This window comes from Micromonospora sp. L31 (assembly GCF_052068075.1).
Classification (GTDB): Bacteria; Actinomycetota; Actinomycetes; order Mycobacteriales; family Micromonosporaceae; genus Micromonospora; species Micromonospora purpureochromogenes.
The window spans coordinates 15,298-31,030 of sequence record NZ_JBQHDC010000018.1 but is presented as its reverse complement, the minus strand read 5'-3'; the positions used below and the strand labels follow the sequence as shown (position 1 = coordinate 31,030).

Below are 15,733 nucleotides of genomic sequence, written 5' to 3'. Positions count from 1 at the left end.
AAGCGCAGACACATCAGAAAGCAATCTTGGATCCTCGGCTAATGCCTTCCGAATTTGCAACCGCAGCGCTGCGGTTGCATCGTCGTCCTCGGGCTTTGCTTGCAGATCGAGGACGGCCTCCTCGATGGCCGGCCGCGTTTCTCCGTCGCCTATAAGCCGCGCAAGCAACCTGCGCCCCCAGTCGACTGACGCGTCGGACGCCCCATCTATGGCCCTGTCCCGGATCTTTTCTAGTGTTTGCGTGCCATAGGTATGCACAGCGGCCACTACGAACGGAACAACCGCCGACGCGACCTGGGTAGCCTCTAGGTCCATTCCCCATCAGTACACCAGCGGTGCAACAGTCGGAAGCGCCAGCGAGCCGCCGAGCTCAGAGGCTCTCTGGTGTGGGGCAGCATCTTTGCAGGGCGCACCCGCCTTGACCTGCGCGGAGAGGCCTAGAGGTTCGGGGGGCATCGGACCGAAGCTCTACTGTGTCGCATAGCCGACAGGGTGGGTCGTTGCCTGCGGCGTTCCTGGGCTACAGCCCACGGCCGCTGGCTCACTCGCAAAGAGGCAGGCGAAAGGCGGGATTCGCCATCGACGGCAACGGTGGCCGCAACAGTGCCGGATGGCATGAACGAGTGCGAGCTTGATGTCCGGCTACTCCCGGCCACCAACGCCAACGGACCTGGCAGGACGAACGAACAGGCGAGACAGCAAGATCCGGAACATGCGCGGAATGATCAAGCGCAGCGCTGGCAAGAGGTCAGACGTTTGCCCTGGTAGCAGGAGGGTCTGCAGGGCAAGCGTTACAGGCTTCCTAAACCGTGTGCGGCAGCAGCGCTGACAGCAACTAGCCACGACGCGGGCAGCCGCTGGCTGCCGAGCACGTTCAACCGTCCGAGGTTACAGACGTGGACGGACCCTGCCGGACGGAGCGCCCAGACTTACAAGCGAGGGGTCGCAGGTTCCTGGGCAGTAGCGCGCTATGTCGCGGACGTGTTGTAGCGGTCAAGCGTCGCTTTGGATGTCGAGGCGTCCTGGAAGACAAGCTCCCACGGGCCGGTGTTCACGTCCATGTCCTTGCCGAAGCCGATCCACTTCCCGGCCATCCGCCGGCCAGTGGGCTCGGCGATGAGTTGGATTGCACCGTGGTATCTGGCGCCCCGGTAGTAGCCGGTGGGGTCGGTCTGCTCGACCCAGGTGCCGGTGACGACGGCACCGTCCACGGTCAGGTCGAGTGAGAGAGACGACGACGCCGATCCGGGCAGGCTGCGCGCGGTCAGTCGGTCCCCGTGCTGGAGCATCACGACGAAGTGTTGTCCGGCGAAGGAGTCTCCTCGGCCGCTGGAGTAGTACTGGTAGCGGCTGAGCCACACGCCTTCGTACGACTGGTGGGCCGTGGTGAGTTTGGTCGCCGGCGTGGGCGTGGCCAGGCTGGACAGGGGAGATGTCAGGTCGTGGCCCCCGTGTTCGTCGTCGGCGACGTGGCCGCCGGGCACTGCGACGAAGCCGAGCAGTGAGATGGGTAGCCCGGTGACGACTTCCAGCGCGCGTGCGTAGACGGGGCGCGGTGCAGCGATCGCGCCGGACTCCCAACGCTGGACGAGTCTCTTGTTGGCGTCGTTGGGCTCGCCGACGCGGTGGCCGGCGGCCTGGAGCGCGCGAGCGAAGTCGTCTTGGCTCATGCGCATTCCGGTGCGGACGGCGCGTAGGGCGGTGTTGGGGGCGGCCATGACCGTCACCATAGCGTCGTGTCGCCTTAATGTCGTCGGCTGAGTGGCCGAGTTGTCGGTTCTTGTGTCGTCGCGGCAGGTGACATCCCGGCGTCAGTGTGGTCCTGCGACGGTCGGCACGCCGCCGCGTTTCACTGGCGGAGGTGGGCATGCCGGGTAAGGGCGACGAGCCGGCGGTGAGCCGGGGCGAGCAGATCCAGGCGGCCGAGCGGGAGGCGGCCAAGCGGCGGCTTCTCGCCGAGGCGGAGGCCGATCGGATCCCGGTGGAGGAGACCACCCGGGCTACACCGGATGGGCGGTGGCGTCGTGGGCAGCGTTGAGCTGTTGCCGGTCGGGCGGCGGGTGGCGTATTGGCGTGGGCGACGGAAGCTGTCGCAGCAGGTGTTCGCCGACCGACTGGGCAAGTCGAAAAGCTGGGTCGACAAAGTCGAACGGGGCGTTCGGTCGCTGGACAAGCTGTCCACGCTTCAGGAGATCGCCCGCGTGCTCCGCATCGACGCCGCCGCTCTGGTCGGCCGTGACGCCGAGGCGGCCGAGGCAACGAAACGCGCCGACGGCGTCGACCGGATTAGGGCGTCGCTATCGCGGTACGAGATCCCATTGGGCAAGCCAGTGGATCGCCCGGTGCTACCGGTGGACCGGATGCTGCGGGACGTGGGATATGCGTGGACGACGTTCCAGTACGCCCGCTACCCGCAGGTGATCGACCTGGTACCGAATCTGCTCACCAATATGCAGCGCACCCATGCGCAGGCCCCTGTGTCGGGCCGGGTGCCGCTCGTGGAGGCGTACCGGGTTACCGCCGCTCTGCTGGTCAAACTCGGAGACGCGGAGCTGGCGTGGTTGGCTGTTGACCGGGCGATGCTCGCCGCCACCGGGGACCGGGACCTGGTGGCCGCCGCAGCCGTACAACTCGGCCAGGTGTTGCGCGCGCTCGGGCGGGTGCGGGAGGCGAAGTCGGTGATGCTCACCGCCGCGTACCGGATCGCGCCGCCCGTCATCGAGCACGGCACGCCGGCGGAGCTGTCCCTGTGCGGGGCACTGCTCATCCAAGCCGGTCTGGCCGCGGCACAGGACGGGAACGAGGCCGCCGCCAGCGAGCTGATCGACGAGGCCGCTGGCATGGCGGAGCAGGTCGGCGACGGGTACGACCATCACCGCACCGGTTTCGGGCCCACCGCCGTCGACCTGGCCCACGCCGCGGCAGCCGTCGAAACTGGCGACGCGTGTGATGCGATCGCCTGGCACGAGAAGGCCACCAAGCTGCGGCCCGGCTGGCGGTGGCTACCCGCCGAACACCGCGCCGCGCACCTGCTCAACGTCGCACGGGCCTACCTGCACCTCGACGATGCGGGCAACGCCGCCCGCGTGCTGACCGAGGCCGAGCGCATCGCACCGGCCGAGATCGTGCACCGGCCCGCCGCCTGGGACATCCTTGCCGAGGTTGCCCGTGATCCCCTCGCCCCGACCAGGATCGCTCAGCTCGCCGCCACGCTTGGGGTGGGCTGAGCGGTGAGAGCGTCATTTGCACGAGGCAGGGGAGTACAGCAGAGAAGTACAGCAACCGTGCCAGCCGAACCAAGCCGAGCAGCACGCAACCAGGCCCTCTGACCTCGCACCAAGCCCGGTCCGACCGGCATGCCGAGAGTTCACACCGAAGAGGTCACTGGTGCGATCCCAGTATCGCCACCATAGATATACGTAGGTAGGAAGCCCGTCACCGGTTCGGCCGGTAACGGGCTTCCGCGCTGTTGCCCCCTAAATTGGGAGCGGATTGGGAATGTGGGCCTCGGATGCGCGGAACTCGCCCGGTTAGGCGGCATCCTCCCGTATGGACGAACAGCGGCGTCCGTAACGGATCAGGGAACCAGGACCACCTTGCCGCCGGCGTGGCCGCCGTCGCTGAGCTGGTGTGCCTCGGCGGCCTGAGAGAACGTGTAGACCGCCGCGACGTTCGTGCTCACCTCGCCTCGAACCAGCTGGTCGGCGAAGGCGGCGAGATCGCTGGCGGAGCGCTGGTCCGGGCCGGTGGCGAAGGCGACACCGAGGCGGTGCGCGTCGGGGTCGGCGAGGGTGATGATGCGGTCGGTGCCGCCGCGTAGCTCGATCGAGTCGGGCAGGGCGTCCTTGCCGGCGGTGTCGAGCACCGCGTCGACGCCGTTGGGGGCGAGGGCGCGTACCCGGTCGACCAGGCCCGGGCCGTAGACGGTCGGGACGGCGCCGAGGGCGCGTACGCGATCCTGGTTCTTCTCGCTGGCGGTGCCGATCACCGTGGCTCCGCGGGAGATGGCGATCTGCACGGCGACCTGGCCCACGGCACCGCTCGCGCCGTGCACGAGCAGGGTCTCCCCGGGCGTGACCTTGAGCTGGTGGAGCACGCGATTGGTGGTCTCGACCGCTACCGGCAGGGTCACCGCCGCGGGGAAGTCCAGGCCGTGGGGGAGCCGGGCGTACGTGGCGGCGAGGGCGTACTCGGCGTACGAGCCGGTCGGCGCGTCGGCCCAGCCGAAAACGCGGTCGCCAACGGCGACATCGGTCACGCCGTCGCCGAGCGCGTCCACCACCCCGGCCAGTTCGATGCCGAGTACGGCAGGCAGCGGGGTCGGGAAGAGCGCCTCCATCGCGCCGCTGCGGATCTTGCCGTCGAGGGGGTTGACCCCGGCGGCGCGGACCTGGACCCGAATCTGGCCCGGCCCTGGCGCCGGCAGCGGCACCTCGGCGATGTGCAGCACGTCGGGGCCGCCGAACGTGTCGAGTGTGATGGCCTTCATCGCTGTCTCCTTGTCGTCGGTGAGAGTGGGGTAGTCGGTGTAGCCGCGGTGGTCGCCGCCGTAGGCCCTGCCGTAGTCGGGGACGTTGAAGGGACCGCCGGTGCTGAGCCGGTCGGGCAGGTCCGGGTTGGCCAGGGAGAGTGCGCCGAAGGAGACCAGGTCGGCGGCGCCGGTCTCGACGAGCTTGAGCGCCTCCGGCCCGGTGTACGCGCCGGGTGTGTACGGGTTGAGGATCAGCGGACCATTCCACCGCCGGCGCAGGTGGCCGGTGAACTCCGTGTCCGGTCCCTCGGCGACGTGCAGGTAGGCGAGGTCGAGCCGGTCGAGCGCGCCGAGCAGCGCCACGTACGTCTCCCGGTGCCCCTCCTCGACGATGTCGTTGTAGGGGTTGGCGGGGGAGATGCGCAGCCCGACTCGGTCGGCGCCGATCGCGTCGGCGACGGCCTGCGCAACCTCGACAGTGAGCCGGATGCGTCCGGCGACGCTGCCGCCCCACTCGTCGTCGCGCTGGTTGGCGTTGGTGGAGAGGAACTGGTGCAACAAGTACCCGTTGGCGCCGTGCAACTCCACCCCGTCAATGCCGGCGGCGACGGCGTTGCGGGCCGCTGCGGCGAAGGCGTCGATGGTCTGCGCGATGCCGGCGCGGTCCAGCGGCCGCGGGGTGACGAACTCCTTCAAGCCGTCTCGGGTGAACACCGTGCCGGCCGCCTTCACCGGCGACGGGCCGATCGGCGTCAGCTCCTGCTCGTAGACGCTGGGGTGGCCGATCCGGCCGGTGTGCATGAGCTGCGCGAAGATCAGCCCGCCGCGATCGTGCACCGCCGTGGTCACCGGCCGCCAGGCCGCGACCTGCTCGGCGGTGTGCAGCCCCGGGGTGTCCGGGTAGCCCTGCCCGACCGCCGACGGCTGGATGCCCTCGGTGATGATCAGCCCCGCGCCAGCGCGCTGGGCGTAGTAGGTCGCCATCAGCTCCGTCGGGCTGGTTCCGGGCCCGTACGCCCGACTGCGGGTCATCGGGGCCATCACCACCCGGCTGCCGGCCGTGTGGCGGCCGATGGCGACTGGTTCGAATGCTCTTGACATGTGGCAACTCCCGTCGACGTCAGATTAGCTGTCCTAGACAGGTAAATGCGCGGTGCAGCCGAAATATTTCTTGTAACAGCAGGTGACTGCTGCCACATCTGACCCGAACAGCTAATCTGGTAGGCATGAGCGCAGAGGACGTGCCGGTCGAGCGGCAGCCGCCCGGCGTCGCGGCGGGCGGGCCGATCAGCCACGCGATCTTCCGGCTGGCCCGCACCCACCGAATGCTCGCCGGCCAACTGCTCCGCGATGTCGGGCTCCACCCCGGCCAGGAACTGCTGATGAAGCGACTGTGGGAGTCGGGGCCGCAGCGCCAGACCGACCTCGCCGACGAGTTCGACACCGACTCGGCCAGCATGACCCGCACCGTGCAGCGCCTCGAACGGGCCGGCTACGTACGCCGCGTCCCCGACCCCGACGACCGCCGCGCCACCCGCGTCGAACCCACCCCGGCCAGCCTCGTCCTCCGCAAGCAGGTGGAACGCATCTGGGAAGACCTCGAACGCCGTACGGTCGGGGACATGACCCCGGCTGAACAGCGCGAAGCGCTCCGGGTCATGCACCAACTGGAGGACAACCTCACGGCGCACGAGCCGAACCAGGAGCGCAGCGCCGGCCGTCAGCGAGGTTGAGTCGTCAGGGCCAGCGACGTGCCACGGCGCGGACAGCAACATCATGTCCGTTGCCAGGTCGGACTGCTGGTATTGGTCTGCAGGGCAGCGGGTCCCGGCGCCCGGCTGCCTGACGCGGGGACCGGTGGCCGGGACTGCTCCACCTGCACGTGGCCGTGGCCAGCAGCCGGGCGGCGGTCTCGCCGACCACCTCAGCTTCCCCGCCAAGACGTTGGCGCGCCACGGCCGCTCATGCGGCTGGCACCGACTTCCGCACCAACCAGCACTTCACGCTTAAGAGATCGTTTCAGTTTGAGTTCGGCGCGGCGCTCGTAGCGTGTGCGGAGTCGTTTGAAGGCGTGCAGCCAGGCGAAGCTGCGTTCAACGACCCAGCGCCGTTGGCCGAGTCCGGAGCCGTGGTCGGTGCCGCGGCGGGCGATGACCGGGGTGATCCCACGGGCGCGGGAGGCGCCGGTACTTGTCGTGGTCGTAGCCGCGGTAGTCGCACGCAATAGACCGGTGACATCGGTGGTCATCTCCGCGACACTGGCCGACGTGGAAGAGGTCGAGGTCGTCGTCGCCCATCACGAGCGCGCGACCCTGCGCGTCGGTGACGTGTTCCTGAAGATCGACGCTGATCAGAGTCGCGCCGATGCCGAGGTCGAGGCGATGGCTATGGCGCCGATCCCTACTCCGGAGATCCTGTGGCGGAAGCCGCCCGTGCTCGCGCTCGCCGCCCTTTCCGGGAGGGCGCTCGGCCGCCTCGGCGAGCCGTCGACCGCGTCTTCGGCGGCGTGGGCTGCGGCCGGTGCCGCCGCACGGATGCTGCACGACGCGCCGTTGCCGCCCTGGCCCGGTCGCCGCCTCGACGAGTTGGCGTCGCGCCTCGACGGTGAGTGCCACTGGCTCGTCACGAACGACGTCCTTCCCGCTGACCTGGTCACGTGCAACCGCCGGGTTGCCGAGGCTGCGCTTCGGCCGTGGACTCCGGTGTTCATGCACGGCGACCTGCAGATCGCCCATGTGTTCGTCGACGACGACGAGATCACCGGCGTGCTCGACTGGTCGGAGGCGGGCCAGGGCGATGCCCTGTACGACCTCGCCATCTTGACGCTCGGGCATGAGGAGCACCTCGGCGACGTCCTCGCCGGCTACGGCACCGACGTCGACCTCGACGTCATCCGCGCGTGGTGGTCGTTGCGAAGCCTGCTGGCGATCCGCTGGCTGGTAGAACACGGCTTCGACCCGGCCGCGCCAGGCTGCGAGGTCGACGTGCTGAAATCCCGGCTGTGAGGCTGCACGAGCCCGCCTGCCACGAGTGCCGTTCGCGATCTGCGCATGTTGTGGTGCCGTCCGATCATGCCGAGAACAGTGCGTCGCTATCTTGTTCGTGGATCATGGGGAGGGAATCGGCGATGGTGGATCTGCAGGGGCTGGTGGGAGAGATGGCGTCGGCGTTGGCCGGCACCGGCGTGGCGGTCCTGCAAGGGTGTCACCGCCCCGGGGCCGGCAGCTCGCTGCACACGTTCGATGCCGCAGGGCGGTCGACGTTCGCAAACACCGGGTTCACCATGCACGACCTGCTCCGCCGGGTGGACGAGGTGCTGCGCCCGGACGGGGAGGACCGCCCAATCGTCGTCGAACTTGCTCGCGACGGGGCCGGACGCGCGGAGCTGCGGTACACCTTCGACCTGCCCACAGTGGCGCCGTTGCGGCTGGTGCTCGACCCCGACTACCGACACCCCAACCACCCGGTCTCGCCGATGCCGGCGCCGCCCGGTGTCGCGGTCACCGACCGGCCCACCGACCCGGAGGTCCTCGCCACCATCCGCGCCCTCGTCGCGGACTTCGTGACCGAGTACATGCGGAAGACGGGGCGCACGCCCGACCTCGGCGCCGGGCATTCGGAAGAGGACATCCGCGCCGCCGAGGCGGCCATGGGCCTGCGGCTGCCCGAGGACCTTCGGGCCCTGTACCGCACCGTGTCCAACGATGAGGAGTGCGGGCTGCTCGGCGCGGGAGCACTGCTGCCGTTGAAGGCCGTGGTGGCGGAGCACTTGGACGGCGGGTCCGGAGCCGCCCTGGGTTCCGATGATCTGTTCGCGGTGTTCCCGGTCGTCTACGAGGCGCACCCGCCAGGCCGAGTGCGGCGGGTGTCCCGCAACGACTGGTGGGTGAAGGTCGGCACCGACTGGGGCGGCAACTACTGCATGGTTGACCTCGATCCCGGGCCGGAAGGAACCTCTGGGCAGATCATCCAGTACGGCAGGGACTTCTACGGGCCGGCGGGGTATGTCGCCGAGTCCGTGACGGCGGCGCTGCACGACGTGCTCGGGGCGCTGCGGGACGACGCTACTCCGCGGCGCGCCTCGGCCCATCCGCAGTACAGCCACTCAGAGCGGGTGGGCGAGCGGCGGACCGCCGACGTCGTCGCCGGACTCGACGTGCAGGAGCTCTACCTCAACGAAGGGGCAGCCCTCCATCTGGCGGAACTCGCGCCGCTCCGCCGCCTGCGCAGCGTCTCGATCAACCGTGCGACAGCGGTCACGGCGGCCGTGTCGCCCGGCGTGCCGGTCGAGTGGCTGTCGATCGACGCCGCCGAGATCGACCTACCGCCGCTCGGCGGGCATCCGACCCTGTGGGGACTGAAGCTCGCCACCCGCGTCCCGGTCACGATCGGGGCGCTGGCCAGCCTGCCGGCCCTCGCCCACCTCGACCTGTCCGGGGCCAACGTGAGCGACCTGCACCGGATCGCGGACCTGCCCGGCCTCCGGGTGCTGGAACTCAACCTGGCCCAGTGGCGGGAACTGCGCGAGCACGGTCCGCTGCCGGCTGGGCTGGCGGCCGCGGCACTGAACGGGTTCGCCCGGCTGGAGGAAGCCGACCAGTGGGCCGACTGGCTGCGAGGAGCCGCCGGGCAGCGGTGAGCGGGCGGGGCCGGCAGCGAGTGCTGGACGGCAAGCGTCCGTCCGACCACCACGGATGGGCCACGAACCAGGGTCGCGACGCGGTGTACCGACTCGCGGCCCTGCGAAGGTCGTCGTCGTCGCCGCTGGTCGGGCGTTGGCAGCCCAGCGGGTGAGGCACAGCCGAGCATGCCGATGGTCGGATGCCTAGCCACTACAGAACACTGCGTGCTTGAAACCTTGCCCGGACTACCCTCATTGGCGTGCCCGTTGATGATCTTCCGTTGCCTCCCGCGTTCGAAGCGGTCACGGCTTGGGCCGGTGCTGGGCGGGTGGTGCGTGCCGCCGAGCTGGACGTGGCAACGTGGCGGCTTCCCGAGCCGCAGAAGGCCGCGCTGGTCTCCTGTGGTGTACCGCTGATCGATGACCTCGTGGGTGCGGTGTCATTCCACGCCGAGCCGACGATGTACCGGTTGGCGCACTTCGACGACCTGGACTGGGTGTACGGCGCCGCGCCGGGGACCGGCGAGGTGCAGGTATGGTCGTCGGACGGCAGCGCCAGGTTCGTCAACTCGACGATCAACCACTGGCTGTGCTCGCTGGACCTGGTCGGTGGCTGGCTAACTAGCTCGACCGTCATCGGCCGCTGGGACGAAGACGTACAGGCCGAAGAGTAAGCACTCGCGGAGCTCGCCGACCTGTTGGAGCGGATCACGGCCCTTGACCCGCCCGCGTTCGGGAACGGCGACCATGCCCACTTCTGGCCCGCAGTGCTCGACCGGTGGCTTTACTGATCGATGCAGACATCCTCTTCTAATGGGTTCTGTCAGCCTGCCGCGGCAGGATGGCTCCGGTAGCGGCGGCTGGCGGCGCTCGAAGCCGCCGCATCGGCGTGTTCGCTCAGGCCGGCGTTCCCGGCGACTGGGCGACGACTGCGGCGGGAATCGTGTCGTGGACGAGCAGACCTACGAACTCATCGAGCAGTTCTTCGAGATCGCTGTGACTGGCAAGCTCATAGTGCTTGTTGGCGATCCTGTCGTCGGCCAGGCGGACCGTTGCTAGCTCCCCCTCGCCGGTGCCCCAGACCATGACCTCGGTGAGCCACGCCGAAGACTCGAACTCGACGCTCACGACTGGCTTGCCGTAGTCCGGTTGGATCGGACGCGTGTGCCAGCGCATCTCAAGGTGCGCCCAAGTCTCGGCGCGGGCCGCGACGGCAATGGACAGCACCTCCAGCGGAAAGGTCACGCCCGCGACTATCGCACGCCGCTCACTGGCAGCCCAGCGACGTCCGCATCTGCCGCAGCCCGCGCCACAGAGCGTGACCGTTTGCCACGGAGCGCGGCGTCCGGACGTGCCGATGAGCGGATGTCAAGGGTCGCTGGGGTGAGGGTAGGGGTGCCAGCCGAGTTCGACCGAGCGACGGCAGGTGTCTGATTCATCGCCGTAGCTGGTGAACAACGCGGTGAGCATGGGTGCGCCGTGGTCGAGCGCTTGGCGCTGCAGTGGACCGGTGGTCACCAGGGACACCAAGCCGTGTCCGATGGCCCAGCTCTGCGTGGCCAAAGCCGTCGCGTCCGCGTCGGGGCGGAACCGTCCGAGGTCCTTGGCTCGCTCGATTGTGGTCACGAGATGGTGCAGCGTTTCGTCCGCGGCCGCGGGGTCTTCCAGCTCGAACCCGGCGTCGAACATGACGCGGTAAAGATCGGGGTTGACCAGGGCGTTGGACAGGTATGCCGCCCCGAGGGCGGCGAGGTCTCGTACCGGGTCCGCGGACAGCGGGACCGCTCGAAGCCTGGCGGCCAATCGAGTGAATCCTTCCTGACGCATCGCTCGCCACAAGCCGTCCATCCCGCCGAAGTAGGTGTAGATGGCCATGGTCGATACGCCGGTACCCGCGACGATCGAGCGCAGCGTGACCGGCTCGCGGGCTCGCAACATCTGCGCGGCCCGCTCGATCAGCAGCGTACGGACCGCAGGATCCTTGGTCCTGGCCATGGTGCCATATTACATAGCGATGCTATGTTTAAGCCATCGATCTTGTGTTCCGACGGAAGGAGCGGTCATGGCCGTGGAACTGGTCAACCCCGACGGACTGCCGAAGCCCGAGGTGTACCGGCAGTTGTCGATCGCCACCGGATCCCGGCTGGTGTTCCTGGCGGGACAGGTTGCCCGCGACGCCGATGGAAACCCCGTCGGTGAGGGAGATCTGGCCGCTCAGGTCGAGCAGGCATACCTCAATGTCGGTACTGCTCTGGCTGGGATTGGTGCCTCATTCGACGACGTGGCGAAGCTAACCATCTACGTCGTGGACTGGTCGCCAGACAAGATGCCGTCACTGGGCGAGGGCGTGTCCAGAGCGGCCCGGAAGCTGGGGGTCGACCCGGTCAAGCCGATCACGCTGCTCGGCGTTGCCGCGCTCGGTGAGCCGGACCTGCTGGTCGAAGTGGAGGCCACCGCCGTCATCGACTGACACCCCCCGGCTCTCGCCTCTCATGCCGCTCCGGGCGGGCTGGCGTTCATCGCCGGTGCTGACGCACGGTGATGTATGACTACCTCTACTGCTTCCGCTTCCAGCTTCGTACCGGCCGGTCAGCTCGTTCGGCGCGCCGCGGTGTCCGCCTTCTTGGGCCGCTACCGTGGCCAGACTCGCATCCATACCGAGTCTGATCTGCGGGTCTTCCTGCGCTGGTGCACGGATCAGGAACTCGACCCGCTGGCTGCGGCGCGGGTGGACATTGAGCGGTACGTGCGCTGGCTGCAAGACGTGCGTCGGTACCAGCCCCTCGACGGTCTCGCGGCGACTGTCGGTGGTGGTCGGGTTCTATCGGGTCTGCGTCATCGACGCCATCTTGGAGCACTCGCCTGCCGACTACGTCCGCCGGCCCACGGTGCCGGCCGAATCGCCGACCCTCGGGCTAGGTCACCTGCAGTTCGAAGCTCTGATCACCACCGCCCGGCTGTCGACCAACCCGAACGACTTCGCCCTGGTCGCGCTTCTGGGCCTGCTCGGTTTGCGGATCTTCGAGGCCTGCGGGTCGAATATCGCCGACCTAGGCGAGGAGCACGGCCACCGGGTACTACGCGTGCGTGGCAAAGGTGGCAAGGTCGTGCTCGCCCCGCTTCCACCCGCGGTGGCCCGAGCCCTCGACCGGGCCGTTGACGACCGCGCCAGCGGGCCGATCCTGCGCCACACCCTCGGCGTGCGGATGGACCGGCACGCCGCCACCCGCCGGCTCAAGCACCGGACCCAGGCCGCAGGGATCCGGATGCCGAGGATGCATCCCCACATGCTGCGCCACACGTTCGTGACGACCATGCTCGGCGCCGGTGTCAGCCTGCGCGACGTGCAGATCGCCGCCCGCCACGCCGCCCCGCCATGCGCTACGACCGAGCCCGCAAGAACCTCGACCGGCACCCCAACTACATCCTGGCCGCGTACATGGCCTCCGGGACATAGCCAGCCGCTCGCGGCTTTGCCGAGTTGAGTGCGTTACGCGGATGAACCAGTCGGGGTGGCAGCGTCAGTGGAGCCGACGGGCGGTCAAGGCACCGCGGGCGCCCAGCGCGGTCGCTGCTCTGCGATGCTCTTGTACCGTGACTTCTTTTCGCCGCTTGGTGACTTCAGGTTCACCGCTGGAACCGGAGATCGGCTTCTCACGCGCCGTGCGGATAGGGCCGTACGTATCCGTGGCCGGCACCGCGCCGATCGCGGATGACGGTGCCACAGCCGGTCCGGGAGATGTGTACGCGCAATCCGTGCGTTGCCTGGACATCGCCGAGCAAGCGCTGCGCGAGGCCGGTGCAACGCTGGCAGATGTCATCAGAACCAGGGTCATGCTTGTTGACATCGCCCGTTGGCGAGATGCGGCGCGCGCACATGGCGAACGGTTCTCTCAGGTACGACCGGCCTGCACCTTCGTAGAAGTATCGCGTTTCATCGATCCAGAGTGGTTGGTGGAGTTCGAGGTCGACGCCGTCGTGGCAACAACCGACCCGAGAGACTCCGTTACTCACGAAGGACCGTGAGGCGGTCGTGCGGATCCGTGTCTCGAATCGTGCCGCGCCAGTATCCTGATCTGCCGCGATCAGCGCGCGGAGGTGTCGCAGATCAGCTGGCGGACGAGTGTTGCGCATCGGTCGACGGAGGACACCGGACGCAGCGCGCGTGTCTAGTCCTACCACCTGCTTGACGAATCCGTCCCAGCACATGCACGACAGTCGGCCTTGGTTCCTCGGTCGTCCTGGTGTCAGTCGGTGACGTCTGAGTGCCTGCGGGCGCACTCAGGCTCAGGCAGAGAACGAAGCAATGCCGCCAAGTCGCCGAACAACAGGGGAAGGCCGCCCAGCTCGCTGATCCCGACCCATGCGATGTCGTCATGCTCGTCAGGTGCACGGTTGGTGGGAGAGCCCACCCAGTCTCCAATTTGCCAGACGCCCACGTGAACGGCGTTCTCACCACTGCCGGCATGCCAGTCGCCCAACCGTGAAGAGGACTCCGCCACAATGTGAACACCGAGCTCCTCGCGCATCTCACGCGCGAGGGCTTGTAGTTCCGACTCACCCGCTTCGACATGCCCCCCGGGCAGATCCCAGAGATCTGGGTATGCCCGGCGGGTCGGGCTGCGGTGTACTAGCAGGACCGCGCCGTTTTCAACGAGTGCGCCTGTGACGACGACATGCATGACGGGATTAGAGCACAGGGATAGGACAAGCTCGCTCCAGCCAAAGGGGACACCCAGACGTCCGGATCTGCCGCTGTCCTGGAGCCCCGCCCGAGCAGCTACAGCCGCCAGAAACTCGCCTGGCGTTGTGCCGGTGATCGTCGACGAGGTGGCGCGGCCGGAGGCGGTGGTGTGCGCCCCGCGGGTCGATGTTCTCGATCAGCTATGTTGCCGGCGTGGATATCCAGGTGCTGGAGGGTGCGCTCAGCTCGGGAGCGTTCCAGCCGCTCATCGCCGCCATCGGCGGGCACCCGCCACAGCGGCCGTCGTAAGGAGGGCGGCCGCGACCAGGCGTCGCGTCGCCGTACGCCGGCGACCACCCCAGCCGCCGTCGACTGAACCGGCGCCCGGCGCGGGTGAGAAAACATTGCCGGAGGTCGCCGGGGCAGGCTCGTCGCGCGACAGATGCGCCTTGTCGACCTGCCGGGCCAGCATGCGTTCGATCAGCCCGGGCGTCAGCTTCGATTGCATCACCATCATCCGCCCTGCCGGCCCGACGATGACCTCTCGCCGTGGGCTGCGGACCAGGTTGACGATGGTACGGGCGACGCGCTCCGGCGGGTACACCGGCGGCATCGCGACCGCCTTGCGACCGGTGTAGTTGGCCCCGTGCTGGAACAGCGGGGTGTCGATGGTCGCCGGTAGGACGGCGCAGACGTGTACCCCGCGCGGCCCGGTCAGCCGCAGCTCCTGCCGAAGGCTGGCGCTCAGCGCCCGGATCGCGAACTTGGCCATGACGTACGCGTGGGTGTAGGGCTGTGACACCACCCCGACGATCGACGAGACGTTCACCAGCACGCCCTGCCCCTGCTCACGCAGGTACGGCAGCGCGGTGCGTGCCCCGTGCACGTATCCCATGACGTTCACGTCCAGCACCCGCCGGATGTCCTGCAGCGGCGTCTCCTCGAAAGGGCCGAAGACGGTAACCGCGGCGTTGTTGACCCACACGTCGATGCGGCCGAACCGCTCCGCCGCCCGCCGGCCCAGCGCTTCCACCGCGACCGGATCCGTGACGTCGGTCGGTACGACCAACGCCTGAGCGCCCCGCTGCGCGCACTCAGCCGCGACCTCCGCCAGGGCCTCCTCGCGCCGCGCGGCGAGCACCACCGCCGCGCCCTTGTCGGCGAAGGCCAGGGCGGTGGCCCGTCCGATCCCGCTTGAAGCTCCAGTGATCACGACGACCGCATCCCGGACCCGCATGACAACCCCCTCATGTCCCAGCCCTCACCGTAGGACATATGCCCGTGATACTGGGCAAAACGGTGGCGGGTATGACTCGAAGAGTCCAGGCGTCGGGGGACGAGACGTGCTCCGACCGTCTGACGTGAAGCAGTGGCGCGAAGGGATCCTGCTCCAGAAGCTCATGCTGCCCGGAGCCAGCGGGCGTGGATGTCCTGGTAGCGGAGCGCGTCGACGGCGGCGGGATCATCGAGAAGTTCGACCAGTAGGGCGCCGTTCGGGAGCCGGCGCGACTGGGCCGCGACCTCGGGCAGCGGTGCCGGCGGCAGGTGACGATTCGCGCCCAGATAGGTCCACCAGCCCAGCTCAGCGGGCCAACCACCGGCCGGGTGAATGTTGTCATGGATGCCGAGATTCCACACCTGCTCGCACGACCACTCGTCGAGGACTCGGCCGACGTCAGCGTTCAGCCGCTCGGCGACGTCAAGCCACAAGCCAGTCAGGCGACCCAGCGGATGGGGCACCACTCGCGTAGCCGAGCACGCACCCGGCGTGATCATCCACAGTGGTCTCGGTCCCCAATGAGAGCCTCCGGCCAGTGCCCTGACCTCCTGTCGACGACCCGTCGCGATCGCGGCACCCCTGTTCCTGCCCGGTGAGCCGGCCTGGGCCGGAGAGACGGTGCTCAGCACGACGTTCCGGGTCCTGTTCGGACGCCGCCCGTAGCGCCTCGGCCGCATG

The 15,733-nt window shown here is 68.6% G+C and carries 16 protein-coding genes and 2 pseudogenes; 9 read left to right on the top strand and 9 right to left on the bottom strand.

Features of this window, described 5'->3' with window-relative positions; all coding sequences use genetic code 11:
- Positions 1 to 968: 968 nt before the first annotated feature.
- A complete protein-coding gene (locus ACTMS9_RS29385; protein WP_377605979.1) occupies positions 969 to 1,730 on the bottom strand; it encodes a helix-turn-helix domain-containing protein in 762 nt (253 codons plus the stop codon).
- A gap of 131 nt (positions 1,731 to 1,861) precedes the next feature.
- Between ACTMS9_RS29385 and ACTMS9_RS29380 the strand changes: the two genes are divergently transcribed.
- Positions 1,862 to 2,038 carry a hypothetical protein gene (locus tag ACTMS9_RS29380; protein ID WP_441166548.1) on the top strand — a complete coding sequence of 59 codons (177 nt, stop codon included), beginning with the start codon at positions 1,862 to 1,864 and terminating at the stop codon, positions 2,036 to 2,038.
- Complete coding sequence (locus ACTMS9_RS29375; protein WP_441166525.1) at positions 2,025 to 3,227, top strand: helix-turn-helix domain-containing protein; 1,203 nt, start codon at positions 2,025 to 2,027, stop codon at positions 3,225 to 3,227. The genes ACTMS9_RS29380 and ACTMS9_RS29375 overlap by 14 nt, the downstream gene beginning before the upstream one ends.
- 350 nt (positions 3,228 to 3,577) lie before the next feature.
- On the opposite strand, the gene ACTMS9_RS29370 is transcribed toward ACTMS9_RS29375, so the two are convergent.
- Together ACTMS9_RS29370 and ACTMS9_RS29365 are read right to left on the bottom strand one after the other, a co-directional pair.
- Positions 3,578 to 4,489 (bottom strand): NADP-dependent oxidoreductase, encoded by a 912-nt coding sequence (locus ACTMS9_RS29370; protein ID WP_441149328.1) that lies wholly within the window; start codon positions 4,487 to 4,489, stop codon positions 3,578 to 3,580.
- A 108-nt stretch (positions 4,490 to 4,597) separates the two neighbouring features.
- Positions 4,598 to 5,572, bottom strand: a pseudogene (locus ACTMS9_RS29365) (alkene reductase); the annotation flags it as partial.
- A 125-nt stretch (positions 5,573 to 5,697) separates the two neighbouring features.
- Here ACTMS9_RS29365 and ACTMS9_RS29360 point away from each other — a divergent pair.
- Positions 5,698 to 6,204 carry a MarR family winged helix-turn-helix transcriptional regulator gene (locus ACTMS9_RS29360; RefSeq protein WP_441166524.1) on the top strand — a complete coding sequence of 169 codons (507 nt, stop codon included), beginning with the start codon at positions 5,698 to 5,700 and terminating at the stop codon, positions 6,202 to 6,204.
- A gap of 191 nt (positions 6,205 to 6,395) precedes the next feature.
- On the opposite strand, the pseudogene ACTMS9_RS29355 reads toward ACTMS9_RS29360, so the two are convergent.
- A pseudogene (locus tag ACTMS9_RS29355) lies at positions 6,396 to 6,681 on the bottom strand (transposase); the annotation flags it as partial.
- 30 nt (positions 6,682 to 6,711) lie between these two features.
- On the opposite strand from ACTMS9_RS29355, the gene ACTMS9_RS29350 reads away from it, so the two are divergent.
- The 3 genes from ACTMS9_RS29350 to ACTMS9_RS29340 all read left to right on the top strand — a co-directional run bounded on the left by ACTMS9_RS29350 (position 6,712) and on the right by ACTMS9_RS29340 (position 9,766).
- Positions 6,712 to 7,476 carry a phosphotransferase family protein gene (locus ACTMS9_RS29350; RefSeq protein ID WP_441166523.1) on the top strand — a complete coding sequence of 255 codons (765 nt, stop codon included), beginning with the start codon at positions 6,712 to 6,714 and terminating at the stop codon, positions 7,474 to 7,476.
- A 122-nt stretch (positions 7,477 to 7,598) separates the two neighbouring features.
- Positions 7,599 to 9,110: an SMI1/KNR4 family protein gene (locus ACTMS9_RS29345; protein ID WP_441166522.1), complete on the top strand. Its 1,512-nt coding sequence runs from the start codon at positions 7,599 to 7,601 to the stop codon at positions 9,108 to 9,110.
- Positions 9,111 to 9,352: 242 nt separating this feature from the next.
- On the top strand, positions 9,353 to 9,766 hold the full coding sequence (locus ACTMS9_RS29340) for an SUKH-4 family immunity protein (RefSeq protein WP_441166521.1): 414 nt from the start codon (positions 9,353 to 9,355) through the stop codon (positions 9,764 to 9,766).
- Between the two features lie 223 nt (positions 9,767 to 9,989).
- Here the strand turns inward: ACTMS9_RS29340 and ACTMS9_RS29335 are convergent, their stop codons facing one another.
- Together ACTMS9_RS29335 and ACTMS9_RS29330 are read right to left on the bottom strand one after the other, a co-directional pair.
- On the bottom strand, positions 9,990 to 10,337 hold the full coding sequence (locus ACTMS9_RS29335; RefSeq protein WP_441166520.1) for a hypothetical protein: 348 nt from the start codon (positions 10,335 to 10,337) through the stop codon (positions 9,990 to 9,992).
- Between the two features lie 123 nt (positions 10,338 to 10,460).
- The gene (locus ACTMS9_RS29330) at positions 10,461 to 11,087 is read right to left on the bottom strand and encodes a TetR/AcrR family transcriptional regulator (protein ID WP_441166519.1); all 627 of its coding nucleotides are present in this window, start codon (positions 11,085 to 11,087) and stop codon (positions 10,461 to 10,463) included.
- Between the two features lie 67 nt (positions 11,088 to 11,154).
- Here ACTMS9_RS29330 and ACTMS9_RS29325 point away from each other — a divergent pair, with 67 nt between their 5' ends.
- The 3 genes from ACTMS9_RS29325 (at position 11,155) to ACTMS9_RS29315 (ending at position 13,118) form a co-directional block, all read left to right on the top strand.
- The gene (locus ACTMS9_RS29325; RefSeq protein ID WP_441166518.1) at positions 11,155 to 11,562 is read left to right on the top strand and encodes a RidA family protein; all 408 of its coding nucleotides are present in this window, start codon (positions 11,155 to 11,157) and stop codon (positions 11,560 to 11,562) included.
- Positions 11,563 to 11,899: 337 nt separating this feature from the next.
- On the top strand, positions 11,900 to 12,577 hold the full coding sequence (locus ACTMS9_RS29320; protein WP_441166517.1) for a tyrosine-type recombinase/integrase: 678 nt from the start codon (positions 11,900 to 11,902) through the stop codon (positions 12,575 to 12,577).
- Positions 12,578 to 12,686: 109 nt separating this feature from the next.
- The gene (locus ACTMS9_RS29315; RefSeq protein WP_357615585.1) at positions 12,687 to 13,118 is read left to right on the top strand and encodes a RidA family protein; all 432 of its coding nucleotides are present in this window, start codon (positions 12,687 to 12,689) and stop codon (positions 13,116 to 13,118) included.
- Positions 13,119 to 13,339: 221 nt separating this feature from the next.
- On the opposite strand, the gene ACTMS9_RS29310 is transcribed toward ACTMS9_RS29315, so the two are convergent.
- The 3 genes from ACTMS9_RS29310 to ACTMS9_RS29300 all read right to left on the bottom strand — a co-directional run bounded on the left by ACTMS9_RS29310 (position 13,340) and on the right by ACTMS9_RS29300 (position 15,486).
- Complete coding sequence (locus tag ACTMS9_RS29310; RefSeq protein WP_441166516.1) at positions 13,340 to 13,774, bottom strand: NUDIX domain-containing protein; 435 nt, start codon at positions 13,772 to 13,774, stop codon at positions 13,340 to 13,342.
- A gap of 267 nt (positions 13,775 to 14,041) precedes the next feature.
- Positions 14,042 to 15,013: an SDR family oxidoreductase gene (locus ACTMS9_RS29305; protein ID WP_441166515.1), complete on the bottom strand. Its 972-nt coding sequence runs from the start codon at positions 15,011 to 15,013 to the stop codon at positions 14,042 to 14,044.
- 161 nt (positions 15,014 to 15,174) lie between these two features.
- Positions 15,175 to 15,486 (bottom strand): hypothetical protein, encoded by a 312-nt coding sequence (locus ACTMS9_RS29300; RefSeq protein WP_441166514.1) that lies wholly within the window; start codon positions 15,484 to 15,486, stop codon positions 15,175 to 15,177.
- Between the last annotated feature and the right edge of the window lie 247 nt (positions 15,487 to 15,733).